Annotated in this window: 15 protein-coding genes and 1 pseudogene; 7 read left to right on the top strand and 9 right to left on the bottom strand. The window is 70.3% G+C overall.

Annotated elements, in window-relative coordinates; translation table 11 throughout:
* The 4 genes and pseudogenes from J7E87_RS33785 to J7E87_RS33770 all read left to right on the top strand — a co-directional run.
* Nucleotides 1–378: pseudogene (locus J7E87_RS33785) on the top strand (histidine kinase); the annotation flags it as partial.
* Complete coding sequence (locus J7E87_RS33780; RefSeq protein ID WP_215098478.1) at nucleotides 375–827, top strand: roadblock/LC7 domain-containing protein; 453 nt, start codon at nucleotides 375–377, stop codon at nucleotides 825–827. The pseudogene J7E87_RS33785 and the gene J7E87_RS33780, both read left to right, overlap by 4 nt.
* A 9-nt stretch (nucleotides 828–836) precedes the next feature.
* The gene (locus J7E87_RS33775) at nucleotides 837–1241 is read left to right on the top strand and encodes a DUF742 domain-containing protein (RefSeq protein WP_215098477.1); all 405 of its coding nucleotides are present in this window, start codon (nucleotides 837–839) and stop codon (nucleotides 1239–1241) included.
* The gene (locus J7E87_RS33770; RefSeq protein ID WP_215098476.1) at nucleotides 1222–1827 is read left to right on the top strand and encodes an ATP/GTP-binding protein; all 606 of its coding nucleotides are present in this window, start codon (nucleotides 1222–1224) and stop codon (nucleotides 1825–1827) included. Before J7E87_RS33775 ends, J7E87_RS33770 begins: the two co-directional genes overlap by 20 nt.
* A gap of 278 nt (nucleotides 1828–2105) precedes the next feature.
* On the opposite strand, the gene glpK is transcribed toward J7E87_RS33770, so the two are convergent.
* The 6 genes from glpK to J7E87_RS33740 all read right to left on the bottom strand — a co-directional run bounded on the left by glpK (nucleotide 2106) and on the right by J7E87_RS33740 (nucleotide 7669).
* The gene (glpK, locus tag J7E87_RS33765; protein WP_215098475.1) at nucleotides 2106–3617 is read right to left on the bottom strand and encodes a glycerol kinase GlpK; all 1512 of its coding nucleotides are present in this window, start codon (nucleotides 3615–3617) and stop codon (nucleotides 2106–2108) included.
* Nucleotides 3618–3647: 30 nt separating this feature from the next.
* Nucleotides 3648–4409, bottom strand: a complete 762-nt coding sequence (locus J7E87_RS33760) for an MIP/aquaporin family protein (RefSeq protein WP_215098474.1) — start codon at nucleotides 4407–4409, stop codon at nucleotides 3648–3650.
* A 289-nt stretch (nucleotides 4410–4698) separates the two neighbouring features.
* Nucleotides 4699–5889: a lipid-transfer protein gene (locus tag J7E87_RS33755; protein WP_215098473.1), complete on the bottom strand. Its 1191-nt coding sequence runs from the start codon at nucleotides 5887–5889 to the stop codon at nucleotides 4699–4701.
* Nucleotides 5886–6326 (bottom strand): Zn-ribbon domain-containing OB-fold protein, encoded by a 441-nt coding sequence (locus J7E87_RS33750; RefSeq protein WP_215098481.1) that lies wholly within the window; start codon nucleotides 6324–6326, stop codon nucleotides 5886–5888. The genes J7E87_RS33755 and J7E87_RS33750 overlap by 4 nt, the downstream gene beginning before the upstream one ends.
* Before the next feature lie 66 nt (nucleotides 6327–6392).
* Nucleotides 6393–6740, bottom strand: coding sequence for a DUF962 domain-containing protein (locus J7E87_RS33745; RefSeq protein WP_215098472.1), 348 nt, complete (start codon nucleotides 6738–6740; stop codon nucleotides 6393–6395).
* Between the two features lie 119 nt (nucleotides 6741–6859).
* Nucleotides 6860–7669: a M15 family metallopeptidase gene (locus J7E87_RS33740; protein WP_215098471.1), complete on the bottom strand. Its 810-nt coding sequence runs from the start codon at nucleotides 7667–7669 to the stop codon at nucleotides 6860–6862.
* 66 nt (nucleotides 7670–7735) lie between these two features.
* Here J7E87_RS33740 and J7E87_RS33735 point away from each other — a divergent pair, with 66 nt between their 5' ends.
* Nucleotides 7736–8233, top strand: a complete 498-nt coding sequence (locus J7E87_RS33735) for an NUDIX domain-containing protein (protein ID WP_215098480.1) — start codon at nucleotides 7736–7738, stop codon at nucleotides 8231–8233.
* Nucleotides 8234–8699: 466 nt separating this feature from the next.
* Here the strand turns inward: J7E87_RS33735 and J7E87_RS33730 are convergent, their stop codons facing one another.
* Nucleotides 8700–11054, bottom strand: coding sequence for a glycoside hydrolase family 31 protein (locus J7E87_RS33730; protein WP_215098470.1), 2355 nt, complete (start codon nucleotides 11052–11054; stop codon nucleotides 8700–8702).
* Between the two features lie 217 nt (nucleotides 11055–11271).
* On the opposite strand from J7E87_RS33730, the gene J7E87_RS33725 reads away from it, so the two are divergent.
* Nucleotides 11272–13257, top strand: coding sequence for an acetoacetate--CoA ligase (locus J7E87_RS33725; protein WP_215098469.1), 1986 nt, complete (start codon nucleotides 11272–11274; stop codon nucleotides 13255–13257).
* 132 nt (nucleotides 13258–13389) lie between these two features.
* Complete coding sequence (locus J7E87_RS33720; RefSeq protein ID WP_251018398.1) at nucleotides 13390–14340, top strand: hypothetical protein; 951 nt, start codon at nucleotides 13390–13392, stop codon at nucleotides 14338–14340.
* A gap of 69 nt (nucleotides 14341–14409) precedes the next feature.
* On the opposite strand, the gene ptsP is transcribed toward J7E87_RS33720, so the two are convergent.
* Together ptsP and J7E87_RS33710 are read right to left on the bottom strand one after the other, a co-directional pair.
* On the bottom strand, nucleotides 14410–16080 hold the full coding sequence (ptsP, locus tag J7E87_RS33715) for a phosphoenolpyruvate--protein phosphotransferase (RefSeq protein ID WP_215098468.1): 1671 nt from the start codon (nucleotides 16078–16080) through the stop codon (nucleotides 14410–14412).
* Between the two features lie 76 nt (nucleotides 16081–16156).
* Nucleotides 16157–16606, bottom strand: a complete 450-nt coding sequence (locus J7E87_RS33710; RefSeq protein WP_215098467.1) for a PTS glucose transporter subunit IIA — start codon at nucleotides 16604–16606, stop codon at nucleotides 16157–16159.
* Between the last annotated feature and the right edge of the window lie 375 nt (nucleotides 16607–16981).

The following is a 16981-nucleotide window of genomic DNA, read 5'->3' as shown; positions in this document are numbered from 1 at the left end:
CCCTGGCCCGCACCCGCCCCGGCGGCACCGGCGCCCGCGCCGTCGGCGAAGGCCGCGCGCACTCCGCAGCCCGCCCCCGACCCGGCACCCGCACCCGCCACGCTTGACGGCCTGCCCCGCCGAGTCCGCCAGGCAAGCCTCGCGCCCCAGCTGAGGGAGAGCGCCGCAGCCGACCAACAGACCACCGCCCCGGCCGCGGGGCAGGACAGCGAACGCGATGCGGAAGAGGTGCGAAGCCGCATGGCGTCCATGCAACGAGGCTGGCAGCGCGGTCGCCGTCAGAACGCCGAAGAGGCCGAGTACGAAGTGCCCGACGATCAGGCCACCGGCCCCGGTGAGTCCGCACCAGGAACGACATCGGAGGGGGACGGTCGATGACCGCACCACACGCCGCAGCACCCAACGCCACCGGTGACCGCCTGACCACCAGGCCATCCGGCGAACTCAACTGGCTCCTCGACGAACTGGTCGATCGCGTCGGCAGCATCAGCAAGGCACTGGTGCTATCCGGCGACGGCCTCGCCACCGGCACCTCCCGGGAACTGACCCGCGAGGACGGCGAGCACCTCGCCGCCGTCGCCTCCGGCTTCCACAGCCTCGCCAAGGGCGTCGGCCGCCACTTCGAGGCGGGGAAGGTCCGCCAGACCGTGGTGGAACTGGACGAGGCATTCCTCTTCGTGACGGCGGCGGGCGATGGCAGCTGTCTGGCCGTCCTCGCCGACGCGGACTCCGACGTCGGCTTGGTGGCGTACGAGATGACGCTGATGGTCAAGCGGGTCGGAGCGCACCTCGCCACCGCTCCACGGACCGGTCAACCCGGGGGGTGAGCGGCCGGCATGAGTGACTCCGCTCAGTACGCTCGGCGCACGCACCACTTCTTCGACGCCGATGCCGGTCCGGTCGTCCGTCCGTACGCGATGACCCGCGGCCGGACGAGCAGCGCCACCCGTCACCGCCTCGACCTGATCGCCCTCGTCGTTCCGGAGGACGCGGCCGACGACCCGGGCCGCGACCAGTTGCTCTCGCCGGAGCATGTTGAGATCGTCGAGCGGTGCGGCGACACCCCCCAGTCGATCGCCGAACTCGCTGCCACCCTGGACCTCCCTGTCGGAGTGGTCCGGGTCCTGGTCGGCGATCTCGTCGAGGACGCACTCGTGCACGTAACCCGTCCCGTTCCGCCGGCCGAGCTGCCGGATGTGAGCATTCTCCGCGAGGTGATCAATGGTCTTCGGGCGCTCTAGCCGCCGAACGCCGCCCGTCGAGCCGGTGACTCTGAAGATCCTGGTAGCAGGCGGATTCGGCGTCGGCAAGACGACACTGGTGGGCGCGGTCAGCGAGATCAGACCGCTGCGTACGGAGGAGACGCTGAGCGAGGCGGGCCGCCCCGTCGACGACACGGAGGGCGTCGAGCAGAAGACGACCACCACCGTCGCGATGGACTTCGGGCGTATCACGCTCCGCGAGGATTTGGTGCTCTATCTTTTCGGCACGCCGGGCCAGGACCGGTTCTGGTTCCTCTGGGACGAGCTGGCGCAGGGGGCGCTGGGTGCGGTCGTGCTCGCCGACACCCGCCGCCTCGAGGACTGCTTCGGGGCCATCGACTACTTCGAACGGCGCGCCATCCCCTTTGCCGTCGCCGTCAACTGCTTCGAAGGGGCGGGCCGTTTCCCCGCTGAGAGAGTGCGGGCCGCGCTCGACCTCGACTCCGAGGTGCCACTGCTGATGTGTGACGCGCGCCAACGCGAGTCGGCCAAGGAGGTGCTGGTGGCGGTCGTGGAGCACGCGCTCGCCCGCGCCGACCGCCGACGCGAGCACGCGACGACCTGACCTGCGCGCCAACTGCCGGCGACAGCGGGCGGACGCCTCAACCCGGCGCCGAGGGGCAGCGCCTGCGCGCTACGAGGTGGCCGCCGGGCAGGCTGCCGCTCGAGCCGCCGGACGCCTTATCCCGGCGCCGAACCGCCGACGCGGGCACGCCGGCATGCAACCGTTCGGCGAGCTTGAGCTCACCCGGCCGTTCGGCGAGCCAGAGCTCACCCGGCTGTTCGGCGAGCCACGGCCCGTACCCCCACCGACCGGGGTACGGGCCGTGAGTCAACGCGGAGTCACTCGCCGTCCTCCTCGTGCCAGCCGAAGCTACGCTCCACCGCCTTGCGCCAGTTGTTGTACTCGCGCTCGCGAACCTGCGCCTCCATCCGCGGCGACCACTCCACGTCGCGCTTCCAGTGAGCCTTGAGCTCGTCGAGGTCCGACCACACGCCGGTCGCGAGCCCCGCCGCGTACGCGGCCCCCAGACACGTCGTCTCGGAGACCTTCGGCCGGATCACCGGCACCCCCAGCACATCCGCCTGATGCTGCATCAGCAGATTGTTGGAGGTCATGCCGCCGTCCACCTTGAGCGTGGTGATCTGCACCCCGGAGTCCTGGTACATCGCGTCGACCACCTCGCGGGTCTGCCAGCTGGTCGCCTCCAGCACCGCGCGCGCGAGATGCGCCTTGGTGACGTACCGGGTCAGTCCGGTGATGACACCGCGTGCGTCGGAACGCCAGTAGGGGGCGAAGAGCCCGGAGAAGGCAGGCACGATGTACGCCCCGCCGTTGTCGTCCACGCTCGCCGCCAGCGTTTCGATCTCGGCGGCGTCGCGGATGATGCCCAGCTGGTCCCGGAACCACTGCACCAGCGCACCGGTGATCGCGATCGATCCCTCCAGGCAGTACACCGGCGCCTCTTCGCCGATCTTGTACCCCATGGTGGTGATCAGCCCGCTCTTCGACGGCACGGGCCGGTTGCCGGTGTTGAGCAGCAGGAAGCTGCCCGTGCCGTACGTGTTCTTGGCCGTGCCCGTGTCGTAGCAGGCCTGCCCGAATATCGCGGCCTGCTGGTCGCCGAGGGCAGAGGCCACCGGCACTCCGGCGAGCTGCCCCACGGCCGTCCCGTACACCTCCGCCGACGACTTGATCTCCGGAAGCACCTCCTGCGGCACGTTCATCGCCGCCAGGATCGCCGGATCCCACTGCAGGGTCTCCAGGTTCATCAGCATCGTCCGCGACGCGTTGGTCACGTCGGTGACATGGACCCCGCCCTCCGTGCCGCCGGTGAGGTTCCAGATCAGCCAGGAGTCGATGGTGCCGAAGGCGATCTCGCCGCGCTCGGCCCGGCCGCGCAGCCCGGGCACATTGTCCAGCAGCCAGGTTGCCTTGGGCCCGGAGAAGTAGCTCGCGAGCGGCAGTCCGGTTGCCTCGCGGAAACGGTCCTGCCCGTCCGTGCCGCCCAGTTCGTTGCAGAGGGCGGAGGTGCGTGTGTCCTGCCAGACGATCGCGTTGTGTACGGGCTTGCCGGTCGCCCGGTCCCAAAGAACCGTCGTCTCACGCTGGTTGGTGATGCCGAGGGCGCTGAGCTGGTCCGCCCGCAGCCCCGCCTTGGCGATCGCCCCGGCCACCACCGCCTGCACCTTGGACCAGATCTCGGTGGCGTCGTGCTCCACCCAGCCCGGCTTGGGGAAGATCTGACGGTGCTCACGCTGGTCGACGGCGACGATCGCGCCGTCGTGGTTGAAGATGATGCAGCGACTGGACGTGGTGCCCTGGTCGATTGCCGCGACGAATTTTTCCGTCATGACGTCCCCTTGTCGATACGGTCGCAAGGCCTAGAAGGCTGCGTTGAAAATGAGGCCGGCCAGCAGCCCGCCGATCACGGGTCCGGCCACCGGCACCCAGGCGTAACCCCAGTCGGATGTGCCCTTGTTGGGGATCGGCAGCAGTGCGTGGGTGATGCGCGGTCCGAGGTCACGCGCCGGGTTGATGGCGTAACCGGTGGGCCCTCCCAGCGACAGACCGATGCCGACGACGAGCAGCGACACCAGCAGGATGGAGATGCCGGAGCCGTAGATCCCGGCGTCCTGCCCGGGGATCTGCCCAATGCCGATGCCGTCGTTCCTGCCGAAGGCGAGTATCGGCAGTACCAGGCCGATCGTCGCGATGATCTCGGTCATCACGTTGGCGACGGGACTGCGGATCTCCGGTCCTGTGGAGAAGATTCCGAGCGTGGGCAGTGCGTTCTTCTCGTCGGCGTTGGCCTGGAACTGTGCGAAGTAGACGAGATAGGCGAGTACGGCGCCGAGGATCGCGCCGACCATCTGCGCCAGGATGTAGAGCGGCACCTTGCTCCACTCCCCGGTGTCGACTGCGACGCCCAGCGTCACTGCCGGATTGAGATGCCCTCCCGACAGGGGAGCGGCGGTGTACGCGCCCGCCAGCACGCCGAAGCCCCATCCGAAGGCGATGACGACCCAGCCCGCGGCCCTTGCCTTGGAGTGGTGGAGCGTGACGGCGGCGCAGACGCCCGCGCCGAAGAGGATGAGTATCGCGGTGCCGATGAACTCACCGACGAAAATGTCTCCATTGCTCATGGCGGCTCCTATGCCCTCGGCCAGGGCCTGGGCCCCGGTCCTCCGTGCAGGATGCTTGGCTCCATGACGTGCCATGGCTACGGGCAGCAGGCAGGGAATTCCGAACCCTGCCCGGCGTCCGTGACGAGCTTGGTGAGCGTGCCGAAGCGCGGCGATGCCGACGAAGAGGCAGTGTTCTCCGGCCGTGATGGAGCGTCAAGGTCGTTGACAGCAAGCGCCGTTCACGGCCGATGCGTTGACACGGTACCGGGGAACGTAAGGCGGCGCGAGGGTCGCCTTCCGGGTGGGCTCAGCGGACGGCGACGACCGCCGAGCCATGGCCGAACAACCCCTGGTTCGCGGTGATCCCGGTGCGCGCCCTTGGCACCTGGCGCGCCCCGGCCGCGCCGCGAAGCTGCCAGGTCAGCTCGCAGACCTGGGCGATGGCCTGAGCGGGCACCGCCTCGCCGAAGGACGCGAGGCCGCCGCTGACATTGACGGGAATCCGCCCCCCGAGCGCGGTTGCTCCCTCGCGCACCAGCTTGGCGCCCTCACCGGCCCCGCACAGCCCGATGTCCTCGTACCACTCCAGCTCCAGGGCTGTGGAGAGGTCGTACACCTCGGCGAGCGAGAGATCCTCGGGCCCGACGCCCGCCTCCTCGTACGCGGCCCGGGCGATAGAAGCCCGGAACGATTGCGGGAGTGGGTCCACGGCAGCGGCCGAGTCGGTCGCGATGTCCGGGAGGTCGAGTACGGCCCTCGGATAGGTCGGCGAGACGGTGGAGACCGCGCGGATACGGACCGGTCGGCCGGCCCCGTGCCGGCGCGCGAAGTCCATGCTGGAGAGCACCAGCGCCGCTGCGCCGTCGGATGTCGCGCAGATGTCGAGCAGCCGCAGTGGATCGGCGACCACCGCGGAGGCGGCGACGTCCTCGGCCGAGACGGCCTCGCGGTAGCGGGCGTTGGGGTTGAGCGCCCCGGCGGCCGCGTTCTTCACCTTGACCAGCGCGAAGTCCTCGGCGGATTCGCCGTACAGGGCAATGCGCCGGCGGGCGTAGAGCGCGAAGTAGGCGGGATTGGTCGCCCCGAGCACCCGGAAGCGCAGCCAGTCGGGATCGTCGGGCCGATCACCCCCGGCCGGAGCGAAGAACCCCTTCGGCGCGGAATCCGCCCCCACCACCAGCACCACGTCAGCCATGCCCGCCAGGATCTGGGAGCGCGCGGTGTTGATCGCCTGCGCGCCCGATGCGCACGCCGCGTAGACACTGCTGACGCGGGCTCCCTGCCAGCCGAGCGCCTGTGCGAAAGTCGCCCCCGCCACATACCCGGGGTAGCCGCAGCGCACGGTGTTCGCGCCCACCACCGACTGCACCTGCCGCCAGTCGAGCCCGGCGTCGGCCAGCGCGGCTCTGGCCGCGGCAGTGCCGTACTGGACGAAGCTGCGACCCCATTTGCCCCAGGGATGCATGCCCGCTCCCAGGACCGCCACCTCGCCGCTCATGAGGGCGCCCCCACGGGCCGCCAGTGCCAGGTCGTCCAGACCGTCTCCGCGTTCTCGTTGAGCACGCCGGGCACGACCTCGACCTCCATCCCGACCGCGAGATCGGTGACTCGCACGCCCGGCACCGCCTGCCCGAGGACCACCATCCGCTCGGCCTCGAGCTCGACGGCGACGAGGGTGTACGGCTCCCACTCCGCGTCGGGATCGGAGACGTAGGGCGCGGGCGGTCGATAGCGCCCGTCCGTGTACGACCACACCGGCCCCCGCTTGGACAGGGGCACCTCTACCAACTCCCCGCCCCCGCAAGCCGGGTTGCGGCAGAAGGAGTCCTCGCGCGGGAAGAAGACCGAAGCGCAGGCCGCACAACGGGTGCCGAGCAGCCGGAAGTCCACACCATCACCGTCATCGGTGTCATCGGTGAACCATCCGGCGACCACGGGTGTGCGCGTCAAGGTTCCTCCCAGGCACAGCGATCTGACGGAACGTCAGAAGTGTGCCACGGGTCAGCGGTTCTCGGCGAGCCACTTGGCGGCGGTCTCGGCCAGTTCCCGGTCCCTGCCCGCCAGCATCATCCGGATCATCTGCACGTCACCCCGTAGCGACCAGGCTGGATGCCCGAAGGTCGCGGGGTTGTTCTTCTCGATGAAGAAATGCGCGGGCCAGGCCGTTCCGTAGCCGATCAGCGGCAGCGCGGCGGCATACCGCCGCCGGCCGCGCGCCAGCCCGTAGGCGCTGACCGCGAGACCGGTCAGCGTGCCGGTCAGGTGGACCCACCGGGTGGCCGCCTTGGAGTGCATCGCGACGTAATACGGCCAGAACTCCTCGTACGAGTCAAACGTCTGCTGCGTCATGGCCGCACCGTAATCCCTCGGCGGAGAACCGGATACGGCCTGGCCGCGTCCGATACCAGAGAACGGACGGCCGGAGCCCACGGGGGTGGTCCCGGCCGCCCGTTCCGAAGCCGCCTCCTTCAGTGCCCGGCGACCGAACGCCGAGCGACGGGGAAGTCGAAGAAGGTGTCCGGGAACGGCTCCGGCTTGTAGGTGAAGTGCCACCACTCCTCAGGCAGATTCACAAAACCGACCGCGCTCAAAGTGCCCTTCAGTAGCTGCCGGTTTGCGCGCTGCTTACCCTGAATCCTGGGGTCATCGGTGTGTGACAGTGTGTCGAAACAGTCGAAACCGGTCCCCATGTCCACGGAATTGTCCGGAAAGCGATCGGACTGAGGCGCGTAACAGGGAACGAGAGGCTCGCCGGGGATATACGGCCTGGTCGGCAGGGCGGGCAGCTTCACGATGGTGAGATCGACCGTGCTGCCACGGCTGTGCCCGGACTTCTCCGCGATGTATCCGTCGGCGAACAGCCGCGACTTGTCGACTTGGGGATAGAACTCCTTCTTCATGGCCTCGTCGGCGAGGTCCTCGGCCCACCGCACGAAGTGGTCAACGGCCCGCTGCGGCCGGTAACAGTCGTACACCTTCAGCGAGTAGCCCTGGCCGAGCAGCTTCGACTGCGCCTTGTGCAGCGCTTGGGCGGCGGGCCGCGTGAGAATGCAGAGCGGCTGGCGGTAGCCGTCGATCCGTACACCCACGAAGTTGTGCGGGGTGGTGTAGCGCATCTCCTGGATGATCGTCGGGTCGACGGAGCGCAGCGCCACGAACTCCTTGGGTGCCCGCGGCTCGGGTTCGGCCTGCGCCGCGGGGGCGGTGACAGCGGTGACGGCGAAGAGTGCGGAGGCCGTCGCGACGAGGGTGCGGAAAACGGAGGCAAGTCCTGTCATGCACACACGCTTTACCAGTTCCCGGTCCTGCAGGAAAGGGTGATCGGATACAGTCCGCGCGTGTCCATGGACTCCCACTGCGGCAATTGCGGGGCGCCGTACGGCTCCCTGACGGGCTGGCCCCGTACCTGCGCGGCCTGCGGCGAGACGGCATACCGCAATCCGCTGCCGGTCGCTGTCGCGCTGCTGCCCGCCTGCGACGCCGACGGCACCGGACTTGTCGTCATCACCCGCACGATTGAACCCGGGCGCGGAGGAATCGCGCTGCCGGGCGGCTTCATCGACCATGGCGAGGACTGGCAGCATGCGGTCGTACGGGAGTTGGAGGAGGAGACCGGCATCGAGGCCTCGCGGGAGGACGTCCACCTCGCGGACGCACTCAGCGCGCCGGACGGCTATCTGCTCCTGTTCGGCCTCCTGCCACAACGCCCGGCCGCAGACCTCCCACCGCCGACCCCGACGCCCGAGACGGCGGGCTGGCACCTGCTGCACGCGCCCACGGAGCTGACGTTCCCGCTGCACACGATTGCGGTACGAAGATGGTTCGAGGGGCGGTACGCGTAGTCACGCGGGTCGTGGGTGCCGTGGCCCAGGCGCGCCCCCGCGCACGGCGGCACTTCCGTTCCGGTGGGGAGGGGCCGTGCAGGCTCGTGCCCGCAGCGGATTGGCGGCCAACACCGGGTGACCGAGGCGGCCCCCTGTATGCCGCCGACCGCGAGGAGTCGAGCCCGACGGGGCTTGTACCGGGTCCGTGGGTGCCGTGGGCCAGGGGGGCGTTGGTGGTTGCCGCCCGGCGGGTGGCTTCGCGGGCGAAACGCCGCGCACCCAGGGCGCCGGTAGCGGCGCCGGGCGGCCCCGAATCCCCAAGGCCCGCACGACACGGCACCGGGCCCACCCCGAACCCCGAGACCCGAGCCCCGCGGCTGACCTGCACCCCGCGGCGGGCCTGCACCCCACGGCACCTGCGCACCCCGGAACCCGCACCTTCGACCCCGGGACACCGGCATCGGACCCCGCGCCGCCCGGCGCGCTACGCCCCCAGCCCCCGCACCCGTACCCGCCACCTCGGCGCAGCGGACCCGCCCTCCTTGGTCTGCTTCACCACGACCCGCCCGTCCACCAGTCGCGCCGTGTACCGCTCCACCTCCGGCTGCTCCCAGCCGTCGCCCAGGTCCGGGACCACCAGCCCGCCGCCCCCGTGTCCCTTGGCCGGAGCCCACACCTCCAGCTCGATCCCGCCGTCCGCGCCCTGCACGGGTATCACCGCACCACCCCGCGCCAGTACCGGAATCCGCGACAGGGGAGCGTCCACCAGCACCTGCCCGGGCCCGTCGTACGCCTGCCCCGTCGCCGTGTCGTACCACCGGCCGCGCGGCAGCCGCACCGCCCGCCGGTCGGTCCCGCTCTCCAGCACCGGCGCGACCAGCAGCGCGTCACCGAGCAGAAAGGCGTCCTCGCAGTCGCGCAGCACACGGTCCTCCGGACAGCTCCACCACAGCGGCCGCACATACGGCGCTCCCGTCAGCCGCGCCAGATACGCCAGCGTGACGAAGTAGGGCCGCAGCCGCTCCCGTTCGTCGAGCGCCGCCTTCGCATGTGCGAGAACCTCGGGTCCGAACTCCCACGGCTCCCTGCGCCCCGCGTCGATCGCCGCATGCGTACGGAACAGTGGCAGCTGCGCCCCCAGCTGGAACCAGCGCAGATACAGCTCGGGCGACGGACTTCCGTCGAATCCGCCCACATCAGGCCCGGAGTACGGCACGCCGCACAGCCCGAGCCCAAGGACCAGCGAGAGCGAGGCCCGCAGCCCCGGCCAGCCGGTGGACACATCCCCGGACCAGGTGCCGCCGTACCGCTGCATACCCGCCCAGCCGGAGCGCGAGAAGAGAAACGGCCGTTCCTCCGGACGCAGCCGCCGCAGCCCCTCGTACCCGGCCCGCGCCATCGCGAGACCGTACACATTGTGAGCCTCGCGGTGATCGCCGCCCCGCCCCTCCAGCGCGTGCCGGGCCGAGCGCGGCAGCGTCATGTCGCCGAAGGGCGCGAAGGACACCGGCTCGTTCATGTCGTGCCACACCCCGCAGAAGCCTTGCGCGAGGCGCTCCTCGTACAGCTCTCCCCACCACCGGCGGACCGCCGGATCGGTGAAGTCCGGATAGACGCACTCGCCCGGCCAGACAACGCCCCGCACCTCCCTGCCGCGCGGATCGCGTACGAACGCGCCCGCCGCCGACCCGCTGTCGTACACCGCGTTCCCGCGCTCCGCCTTCACCGCCGGATCGACGATGGAGACCAGCCGCACCCCCTCCTCGCGCAGATCCTTCGCCAGACCCGGCAGATCGGGAAACCTCTCACGGTCGACGGTGAACACCTGATGCGCGTCGTAGTGGTCGATGTCGAGATGGACGACGGACAGCGGCAGCTCCCGGTCCCGGTAGCCCGCGACGATCCGGCGCACCTCCCGCTCGCTCCCGAAACCCCACCGGGCGTGCTGCGGTCCCAGCGCCCACGACGGCGGCAGCGCGGGCGCGCCCGTCAGCCGGGTCCAGCCCGCCAGCACGCGCGCGGGCGTCCCGACCACGACCCAGCAGCGCAGCGGCCCGCCGTCCATCCGCACCTCGCTGGTGCCCGGCCGGTCGTGCCCCGATCCCGCGCCCTCCTCGCCCTCGCGCAGGGTGACCCGGCCGTCCCACGAGTTGTCGTGGAAGGCGAGATGGGTGCCGGCGTCGGCCACTACCAGCTGGACGGGCATCGTGATGTACAGCGGGTCGTCGCCGGGACTGAAGGAGCCCTTGGGGTCGGTGTTCCACAGCCGGTATGTGCCGCCCCGCAGCCGCGGGCCGCGGGCCCGTCCGCCGAGCCCGAAGAAGCGCGCGTCCGCGGGCACTTCGGTCCGCTGCACCCACCGTGCCGGACCGCCCCGTACCGGCTCCCACCAGCGCGGTGGCAGATCCCGGCGCAGAACGACACCGCCCGGCGTACGGATCTCCACCGCGCCGTTGCGGGAGATCTCCACGGTCACCCGCTCCGACACCACGCGCCAGCCGCCGTCCTTGTCGGGCTCGAGCGCGGCACGGGGATCCGGCTCGGGAGGGGCGCCGGCGAGTGCGTACGACGGTTCGGGCCGCGCGCCGTCCCAGCCCCAGAAGACCGTGCCGCCCGTTGTGACCCGGATGCTCAGTTCCGAACGTGCGAAACGGAGGATGCCGCCCCCCGGCAGCGGCTCGGCGCCGGTCACGGGACCGGGCACCCGCGCCCGCTCCGCCCCCCTCGCCGGCAGCTCCCGGGCATCGGTCCGCCGCTGCCGCCAGGCCGAGCGTGCCGCCCGCAGCCCCTGCACCGTTCCGAAGGTTCTTACCGAGCGCACCAGATCCCGACCGTCCATGCAGCTCAGCCTGCCACCCGCCCGAGCGGATATTGGGTTTGTTCAACTCCCGTTCACCCGTGGTGAGAGCACATATTCCCTTGCCCGACCATGGAGGGAGAGCCCTGGTGCGAAAGACGATCACATGGCATCGTCCGTGTCAGCCGCGTCACGCGCACACCCCGCACGTGCGCGTGACGCACGCCGACACCGCGTAGAGCCACCCGGGAGCCGCCCCATGACCTCAGCAGCGAACCCTGCCCCCCTCTGGCAGCCGGGCCCCGACCGCATCGCCGCCGCCCGGATCACCCGCTTCCAGGCCTGGGCCGCCGAGCGCCACGGGGCCCCTGCGGAGGGCGGCTACGCGGCGCTGCACCGCTGGTCCGTCGACGAGCTCGAGACCTTCTGGCAGGCGGTCGCCGACTGGTTCGACGTACGGTTCTCCACTCCGTACGAGCGTGTCCTCGCGAGTTCCGCGATGCCCGGCGCCCAGTGGTTCCCCGGTGCCACGCTCAACTACGCGGAGCATGCACTGCGTACCGCCGAGGATCCGGCCCGCGCCCATGACGCGGCGCTCCTGTATGTGGACGAGACACATGAGCCGACTACGATCAGCTGGTCCGAGCTCCGTCGCCAGGTGGGAGCTCTCGCGGCCGAACTGCGCGCCCTCGGCGTACGCCCCGGCGACCGGGTGAGCGGATACCTCCCCAACATCCCGCAGGCCGTCACCGCCCTCCTCGCCACCGCGGCCGTCGGCGCGGTATGGACCTCGTGCGCCCCCGACTTCGGCGCCCGCAGCGTCCTCGACCGCTTCCAACAGGTCGAGCCGGTCGTCCTGTTCACCGTCGACGGATACCGCTACGGCGGCAAGGTGCACGACCGCACGGAGACCGTCGCCGAGCTCCGCCGCGAACTCCCCACCCTGCGCGCAGTGATCCACATCCCGCTGCTCGGCACACAAGCCCCCGACGGCGCGCTCGACTGGTCGGCGGTCACCTCTCACACCCCTCACGACACCGAGCCGGTCTTCGAGCAGGTTCCCTTCGACCACCCGCTGTGGGTGCTGTACTCCTCCGGTACGACAGGCCTGCCCAAGGCCATCGTCCAGTCGCAGGGCGGCATCCTGCTGGAGCACTTCAAGCAGCTCGGCCTGCACTGCGATCTCGGCCCCGAGGACCGTTTCTTCTGGTACACCTCCACCGGCTGGATGATGTGGAACTTCCTCGTCTCCGGCCTGCTCACCGGCACGACGGTCGTCCTGTACGACGGCAGCCCCGGCTACCCGGACACCGGCGCCCAGTGGGGCATCGCGGAGCGCACCGAAGCCACCCTCTTCGGCACCTCGGCGGCGTACGTCATGGCCTGCCGCAAGGCCGAAGTCCACCCCGCCCGCGACCACGACCTGTCCCGAATCAAGTGCGTGGCCACCACCGGCTCCCCGCTCCCGCCGGACGGCTTCCGCTGGCTGCACGACGAAGTGGCGGACGACCTGTGGATCGCCTCCGTCAGCGGCGGCACGGACGTGTGCAGCTGCTTCGCCGGCGCGGTCCCCACTCTGCCCGTGCACATCGGCGAGCTCCAGGCAGCCTGCCTCGGCACCGACCTCCAGTCCTGGGACCCCCACGGCAAGCCGGTCATCGGCGAGGTCGGTGAACTGGTCGTCACGAACCCCATGCCGTCCATGCCCATCCGGTTCTGGAACGACCCCGACGGAAGCCGCTACCGCGACAGCTACTTCGAGATGTTCCCCGGCGTCTGGCGGCACGGCGACTGGATCACCATCACCGACCGCGGCTCCGTCGTCATCCACGGCCGCTCCGACTCCACCCTCAACCGTCAGGGCGTACGGATGGGCTCGGCCGACATCTACGAAGCCGTCGAACGCCTCCCCGAGATCCGCGAATCGCTGGTCATCGGCCTGGAGGAGCCGGACGGCGGCTACTGGATGCCGCTCTTCGTACACCTCGCCGAAGGCACCGCCCTCGATGACGGCCTGCGCGACCGGATCAAGCGGACGATCCGCGAACAGCTCTCCCCACGCCACGTCCCGGACGACATCATCGAGGTCCCCGGCGTCCCGCACACCCTCACCGGCAAGCGCATCGAGGTTCCGGTGAAGCGCCTCCTCCAAGGCACGGCGCTCGCCAAGGCGGTCAACCCGGGCTCGGTAGACAACCTCGAACTGCTGCGTTTCTACGAGGAGCTCGCCCGCACCCGGAAGTAGCGTCGCCCGCCCCCGAGCGCCGGACGGGCCCGAGATCAAGCCCGTCCGGCGTCCGACTCGCAGGTCACCACCCGTTGTCAGTGCCGTCGACTACGGTGAGTCACCAGTAGTCGACAGCGCTCAGGGGGAGAAATGGCGTACACCAAGCACCACAAGCGGCCGAAGCAGTCCAAGCCGGCGAAGCGCTCAAGGCGGCAGCGGCCCAGGCGCAACGCGGCCGTGCAGCGCACGCTGCGCCGCGAAGTCCCCTGCACCGTCGGCCTTCTGGCCGACGAACAGGACTTCACCGCGATGCGCCGGTACCGCACCTTCACCTTCAGCGACCACCCGAGCTACCTCCGGCAGATCGAGGCCCTGCTCAAAACCCTCGCCTCCCGCCAACTGCACACCGCCGTCGCGCTCTTCGACCCCGAAGACTTCGCGGAGTACTGCGCCGGGAGCGGCCTCGACCCCGACGCGGCCGCGAGCCGCAGCCGCTACACCGCGGACATCGCAGGCCGCGGCGCCGGCATCCCGTACACCGGACAGCCCCTCGCCGGCCTGCTTCCCCAGCTGATCAACAAGGCAGTCCGCCAGGCCACTTGGGAGTACGCGACCATGCTCCTCGCCGACTTCGGTGAGTGCGCGGACTGCGGCCAGGACATCGGCAGGGCCGCCTTCGACCGGGCCTCCCGCATCCTGATGCGACTGCTCGAACAGGCAGGACCGGGCAGACACCACCTCGTCTGCAGCGTCCCCGCCCCCGACGAACAGCTCCTCGCCGTCCTGCACGCGGACGCGGCCACAGATGAGCCCGCCCAGCTGGAGGCGTCAGAGGGCGCCGAATTCGTCACCGTCCTCGCGACAGGCATCGCCCTGGAAAGTCCAGGGGGACTGGTACTGCGCACAAGCACCGACGGAGCCCCGGACCGACTCCACGGCTGGCGACTCCACCAGGGCCGCCTCCTCCCGCTCACCGCGGGCGAGGTCTTCAGCGCCTACTGCACGGACGCGGTCACCGGCGAACCACTGTCGCCGGAGCCCGGCGTGGAGTACTGCGCGGGCTTCGACCTCACCACCGACGATCCGGAGAACCACCACTGAACACCGAAGGGGCTTCCCGCCGTCCCCGGCAGGAAGCCCCTTCGATCACCCACTGACACCACGGACCGGCTACTCGCCGGAGAGCACCGCCCGCGCGGCGACCCGCGCTTCGTCCGCGGTGTCCGTGGCACGCGCCGCGGCGGCAGCCCGCTCGCACTGGGCGAGCGTGTACTTCGCCAACGTCGCGCGGACATACGGAATCGAAGCCGCACCCATCGAGAGCGAGGTCACACCAAGACCGGTGAGCACACACGCCAGCAATGGATCGGAGGCAGCCTCACCACACACACCACAGCTCTTGCCTTCGGACCTCGCGGCCTCGGCCGACAGCGCCACCAGATCCAGCAGCGCCGGCTGCCACGGATCCTGCAGCCGTGCCACCGCACCCACCTGCCGGTCGGCGGCGAAGGTGTACTGCGCGAGGTCATTGGTGCCCAGCGACAGGAACTCGACCTCCTGCAGGATCGAGCGCGCCCGCAGCGCGGCGGACGGAATCTCCACCATCGCGCCGTACTTCGCGTGCAGCCCTGCCGCCCGGCACGCGTCGGCGAACGCCTTCGCGTCGATACGGTCCGCCACCATCGGGGCCATGACCTCGAGGTGGACCGGCAGCCCGGCGACGGCCTTGGCCAGCGCCGTCAGCTGGGTGCGCAGCACCTCGGGGTGGTCCAGCAGGCTACGCAGCCCGCGCACACCCAACGCCGGGTTCGGCTCATCGCCCGGAGTCAGGAAGTCGAGCGGCTTGTCGGCCCCCGCGTCCAGCACCCGCACGACAACCCGGCCCTCGGGGAACGCCTCCAACACCTTGCGGTAGGCCTCGACCTGCTTCTCCTCCGATGGAGCCTGCTTGCTGTCGTCGAGGAAGAGGAACTCCGTACGGAACAGACCGACGCCCTCCGCACCGGCCTCGAGCGCGGCCGGCACATCGGCGGGCCCGCCAATGTTCGCCAGCAGCGGCACCTTGTGCCCGTCGGACGTCGCACCCGGCCCACTGGAAGCGGCCAGCGCCGCCTTGCGCTCCGCGGCAGCCGCCTCCAACCGCGCGCGCTTCTCGTCGCTCGGCTTCACGAAGACCTCGCCGGTGCTGCCGTCGACGGCGATCAGCGTGCCCTCGGCCAGCTCCCCGGCACCCGCCAGCGCCACCACGGCGGGCACTCCGAGCGCCCGCGCCAGAATCGCGCTGTGGCTGGTGGGGCCGCCCTCCTCGGTGACGAACCCGAGCACGAGCGTCGGATCGAGCAGCGCCGTGTCCGCGGGGGCAAGGTCCCGGGCGATCAGGACATACGGCTCATCGCTGTCCGGCACACCCGGCATCGGCACACCCAGCAGCCGCGCCACGATCCGGTTGCGGACGTCATCCAGATCCGCGACCCGTCCGGCCAGGTACTCGCCGGCGCCCGCCAGCAGCGCCCGGTACGAGGCGAACGCGTCGTACACCGCCCGCTCGGCACTGCTGCCGACGGCGATGCGCCGATCCACGTCCGCCATGAGGTCCGGGTCCTGCGCCATCATGGCCTGCGCCTCGAGCACCGCCTGCGCCTCGCCGCCGGCCAGATTGCCCCGCGCTATCAGGTCGGCGGACACAGCTTCCACGGCCTGACGGGCGCGCCCCTGTTCGCGCTCCGCGTCCTCCGGCGGAATCTGCTTGGCCGGCGGCTCCAGAACCGCCGTGCCCATGTGCCGAACCTCGCCGATCGCCACACCGTGGCTCACGCCGACGCCTCGCAGCGTTGTCTCCATTTGACCCGTCTCCGATTGAGCGACGGTCTGTGCCGCCGCGATGGATGTCCAACTCGTGGTCACTGCGACGCAGGCGTCACTGCCAGCTGAAGAGCGTGTCGCCGGCCTTCACGTCGCCGTCCTCGCGGACGTCGGAGAGGGAGTCGGCCGTGGCCTCGAGCGCCACGATCGGGCACACGGCGGACTTGCCGGCGGCCTCGACGGCCGACGGATCCCAGCGCACCACAGCCTGTCCGCGCTGAACAGTGTCGCCCTTGTTGACGAGCAACTCGAAGCCCTCGCCATTGAGCTGGACGGTGTCGATCCCGAGGTGTGTCAGTACACCGTGCCCCTGGTCGTCGACGACAACAAAGGCATGCGGGTGCAGGGAGACAACGATGCCGTCAACGGGCGCGACGGCGTCCGACGGCTCACGCACGGGGTCAATGGCGGTACCCGGACCGACCATCGCACCGGAGAACACCGGGTCCGGCACCGCCGCGAGTCCGATGGCACGTCCGGCAAGAGGGGACGTCACTGTGGTCATGGAGCCTCCAAGGGGCGGAGATTCGTTACGCCGCCGTCGCTGCTGTCCCGGACGGCGCGCTGTTCAGAAGGGTAGGTCACAGGAAGTCCTAGTTCCGCACGACAGCTGCCAGTTGGCGGACCTAGGGACGTACCGGAAACGATTTGCCTCGTCTCCCGGCGACAGGTACTGTCGTACCCCTGCCTGACCCCAACGCGACTTTGAGTCGGGGGTCGGCGGCAACTATCAAGTGCCAATCCTATCCCGGACACCGCTTCTGCATGCTTGGAGACGGTGGTCAGGAAGAGCAAAAAGCCCTGATAGAGTACGGATACACCGAAGGGAAGCGCCCGGAGGACCTGTGAAAAGGGTCTAAAGGAAGCGTCCGTTCCTTGA

It is taken from the genome of Streptomyces sp. ISL-1 (assembly GCF_018614585.1).
Classification (GTDB): domain Bacteria; phylum Actinomycetota; class Actinomycetes; order Streptomycetales; family Streptomycetaceae; genus Streptomyces; species Streptomyces maoxianensis.
The sequence above is the reverse complement of the archived record's forward strand: the minus strand, read 5'-3'. Positions and strand labels throughout refer to the sequence as shown.

Excerpts from the sequence above, each read along its gene's own strand:
- J7E87_RS33720 (WP_251018398.1), top strand. The coding sequence starts at position 13,390 with ATGGCGTACACCAAGCACCACAAGCGGCCGAAGCAGTCCAAGCCGGCG.
- J7E87_RS33730 (WP_215098470.1), bottom strand. The coding sequence starts at position 11,054 with ATGGACGGTCGGGATCTGGTGCGCTCGGTAAGAACCTTCGGAACGGTG.
- glpK (WP_215098475.1), bottom strand. The coding sequence starts at position 3,617 with ATGACGGAAAAATTCGTCGCGGCAATCGACCAGGGCACCACGTCCAGT.
- J7E87_RS33740 (WP_215098471.1), bottom strand. The coding sequence starts at position 7,669 with ATGACAGGACTTGCCTCCGTTTTCCGCACCCTCGTCGCGACGGCCTCC.
- J7E87_RS33780 (WP_215098478.1), top strand. The coding sequence starts at position 375 with ATGACCGCACCACACGCCGCAGCACCCAACGCCACCGGTGACCGCCTG.
- J7E87_RS33710 (WP_215098467.1), bottom strand. The coding sequence starts at position 16,606 with ATGACCACAGTGACGTCCCCTCTTGCCGGACGTGCCATCGGACTCGCG.
- ptsP (WP_215098468.1), bottom strand. The coding sequence starts at position 16,080 with ATGGAGACAACGCTGCGAGGCGTCGGCGTGAGCCACGGTGTGGCGATC.
- J7E87_RS33725 (WP_215098469.1), top strand. The coding sequence starts at position 11,272 with ATGACCTCAGCAGCGAACCCTGCCCCCCTCTGGCAGCCGGGCCCCGAC.
- J7E87_RS33755 (WP_215098473.1), bottom strand. The coding sequence starts at position 5,889 with ATGAGCGGCGAGGTGGCGGTCCTGGGAGCGGGCATGCATCCCTGGGGC.
- J7E87_RS33745 (WP_215098472.1), bottom strand. The coding sequence starts at position 6,740 with ATGACGCAGCAGACGTTTGACTCGTACGAGGAGTTCTGGCCGTATTAC.
- J7E87_RS33775 (WP_215098477.1), top strand. The coding sequence starts at position 837 with ATGAGTGACTCCGCTCAGTACGCTCGGCGCACGCACCACTTCTTCGAC.
- J7E87_RS33760 (WP_215098474.1), bottom strand. The coding sequence starts at position 4,409 with ATGAGCAATGGAGACATTTTCGTCGGTGAGTTCATCGGCACCGCGATA.
- J7E87_RS33735 (WP_215098480.1), top strand. The coding sequence starts at position 7,736 with ATGGACTCCCACTGCGGCAATTGCGGGGCGCCGTACGGCTCCCTGACG.
- J7E87_RS33770 (WP_215098476.1), top strand. The coding sequence starts at position 1,222 with ATGGTCTTCGGGCGCTCTAGCCGCCGAACGCCGCCCGTCGAGCCGGTG.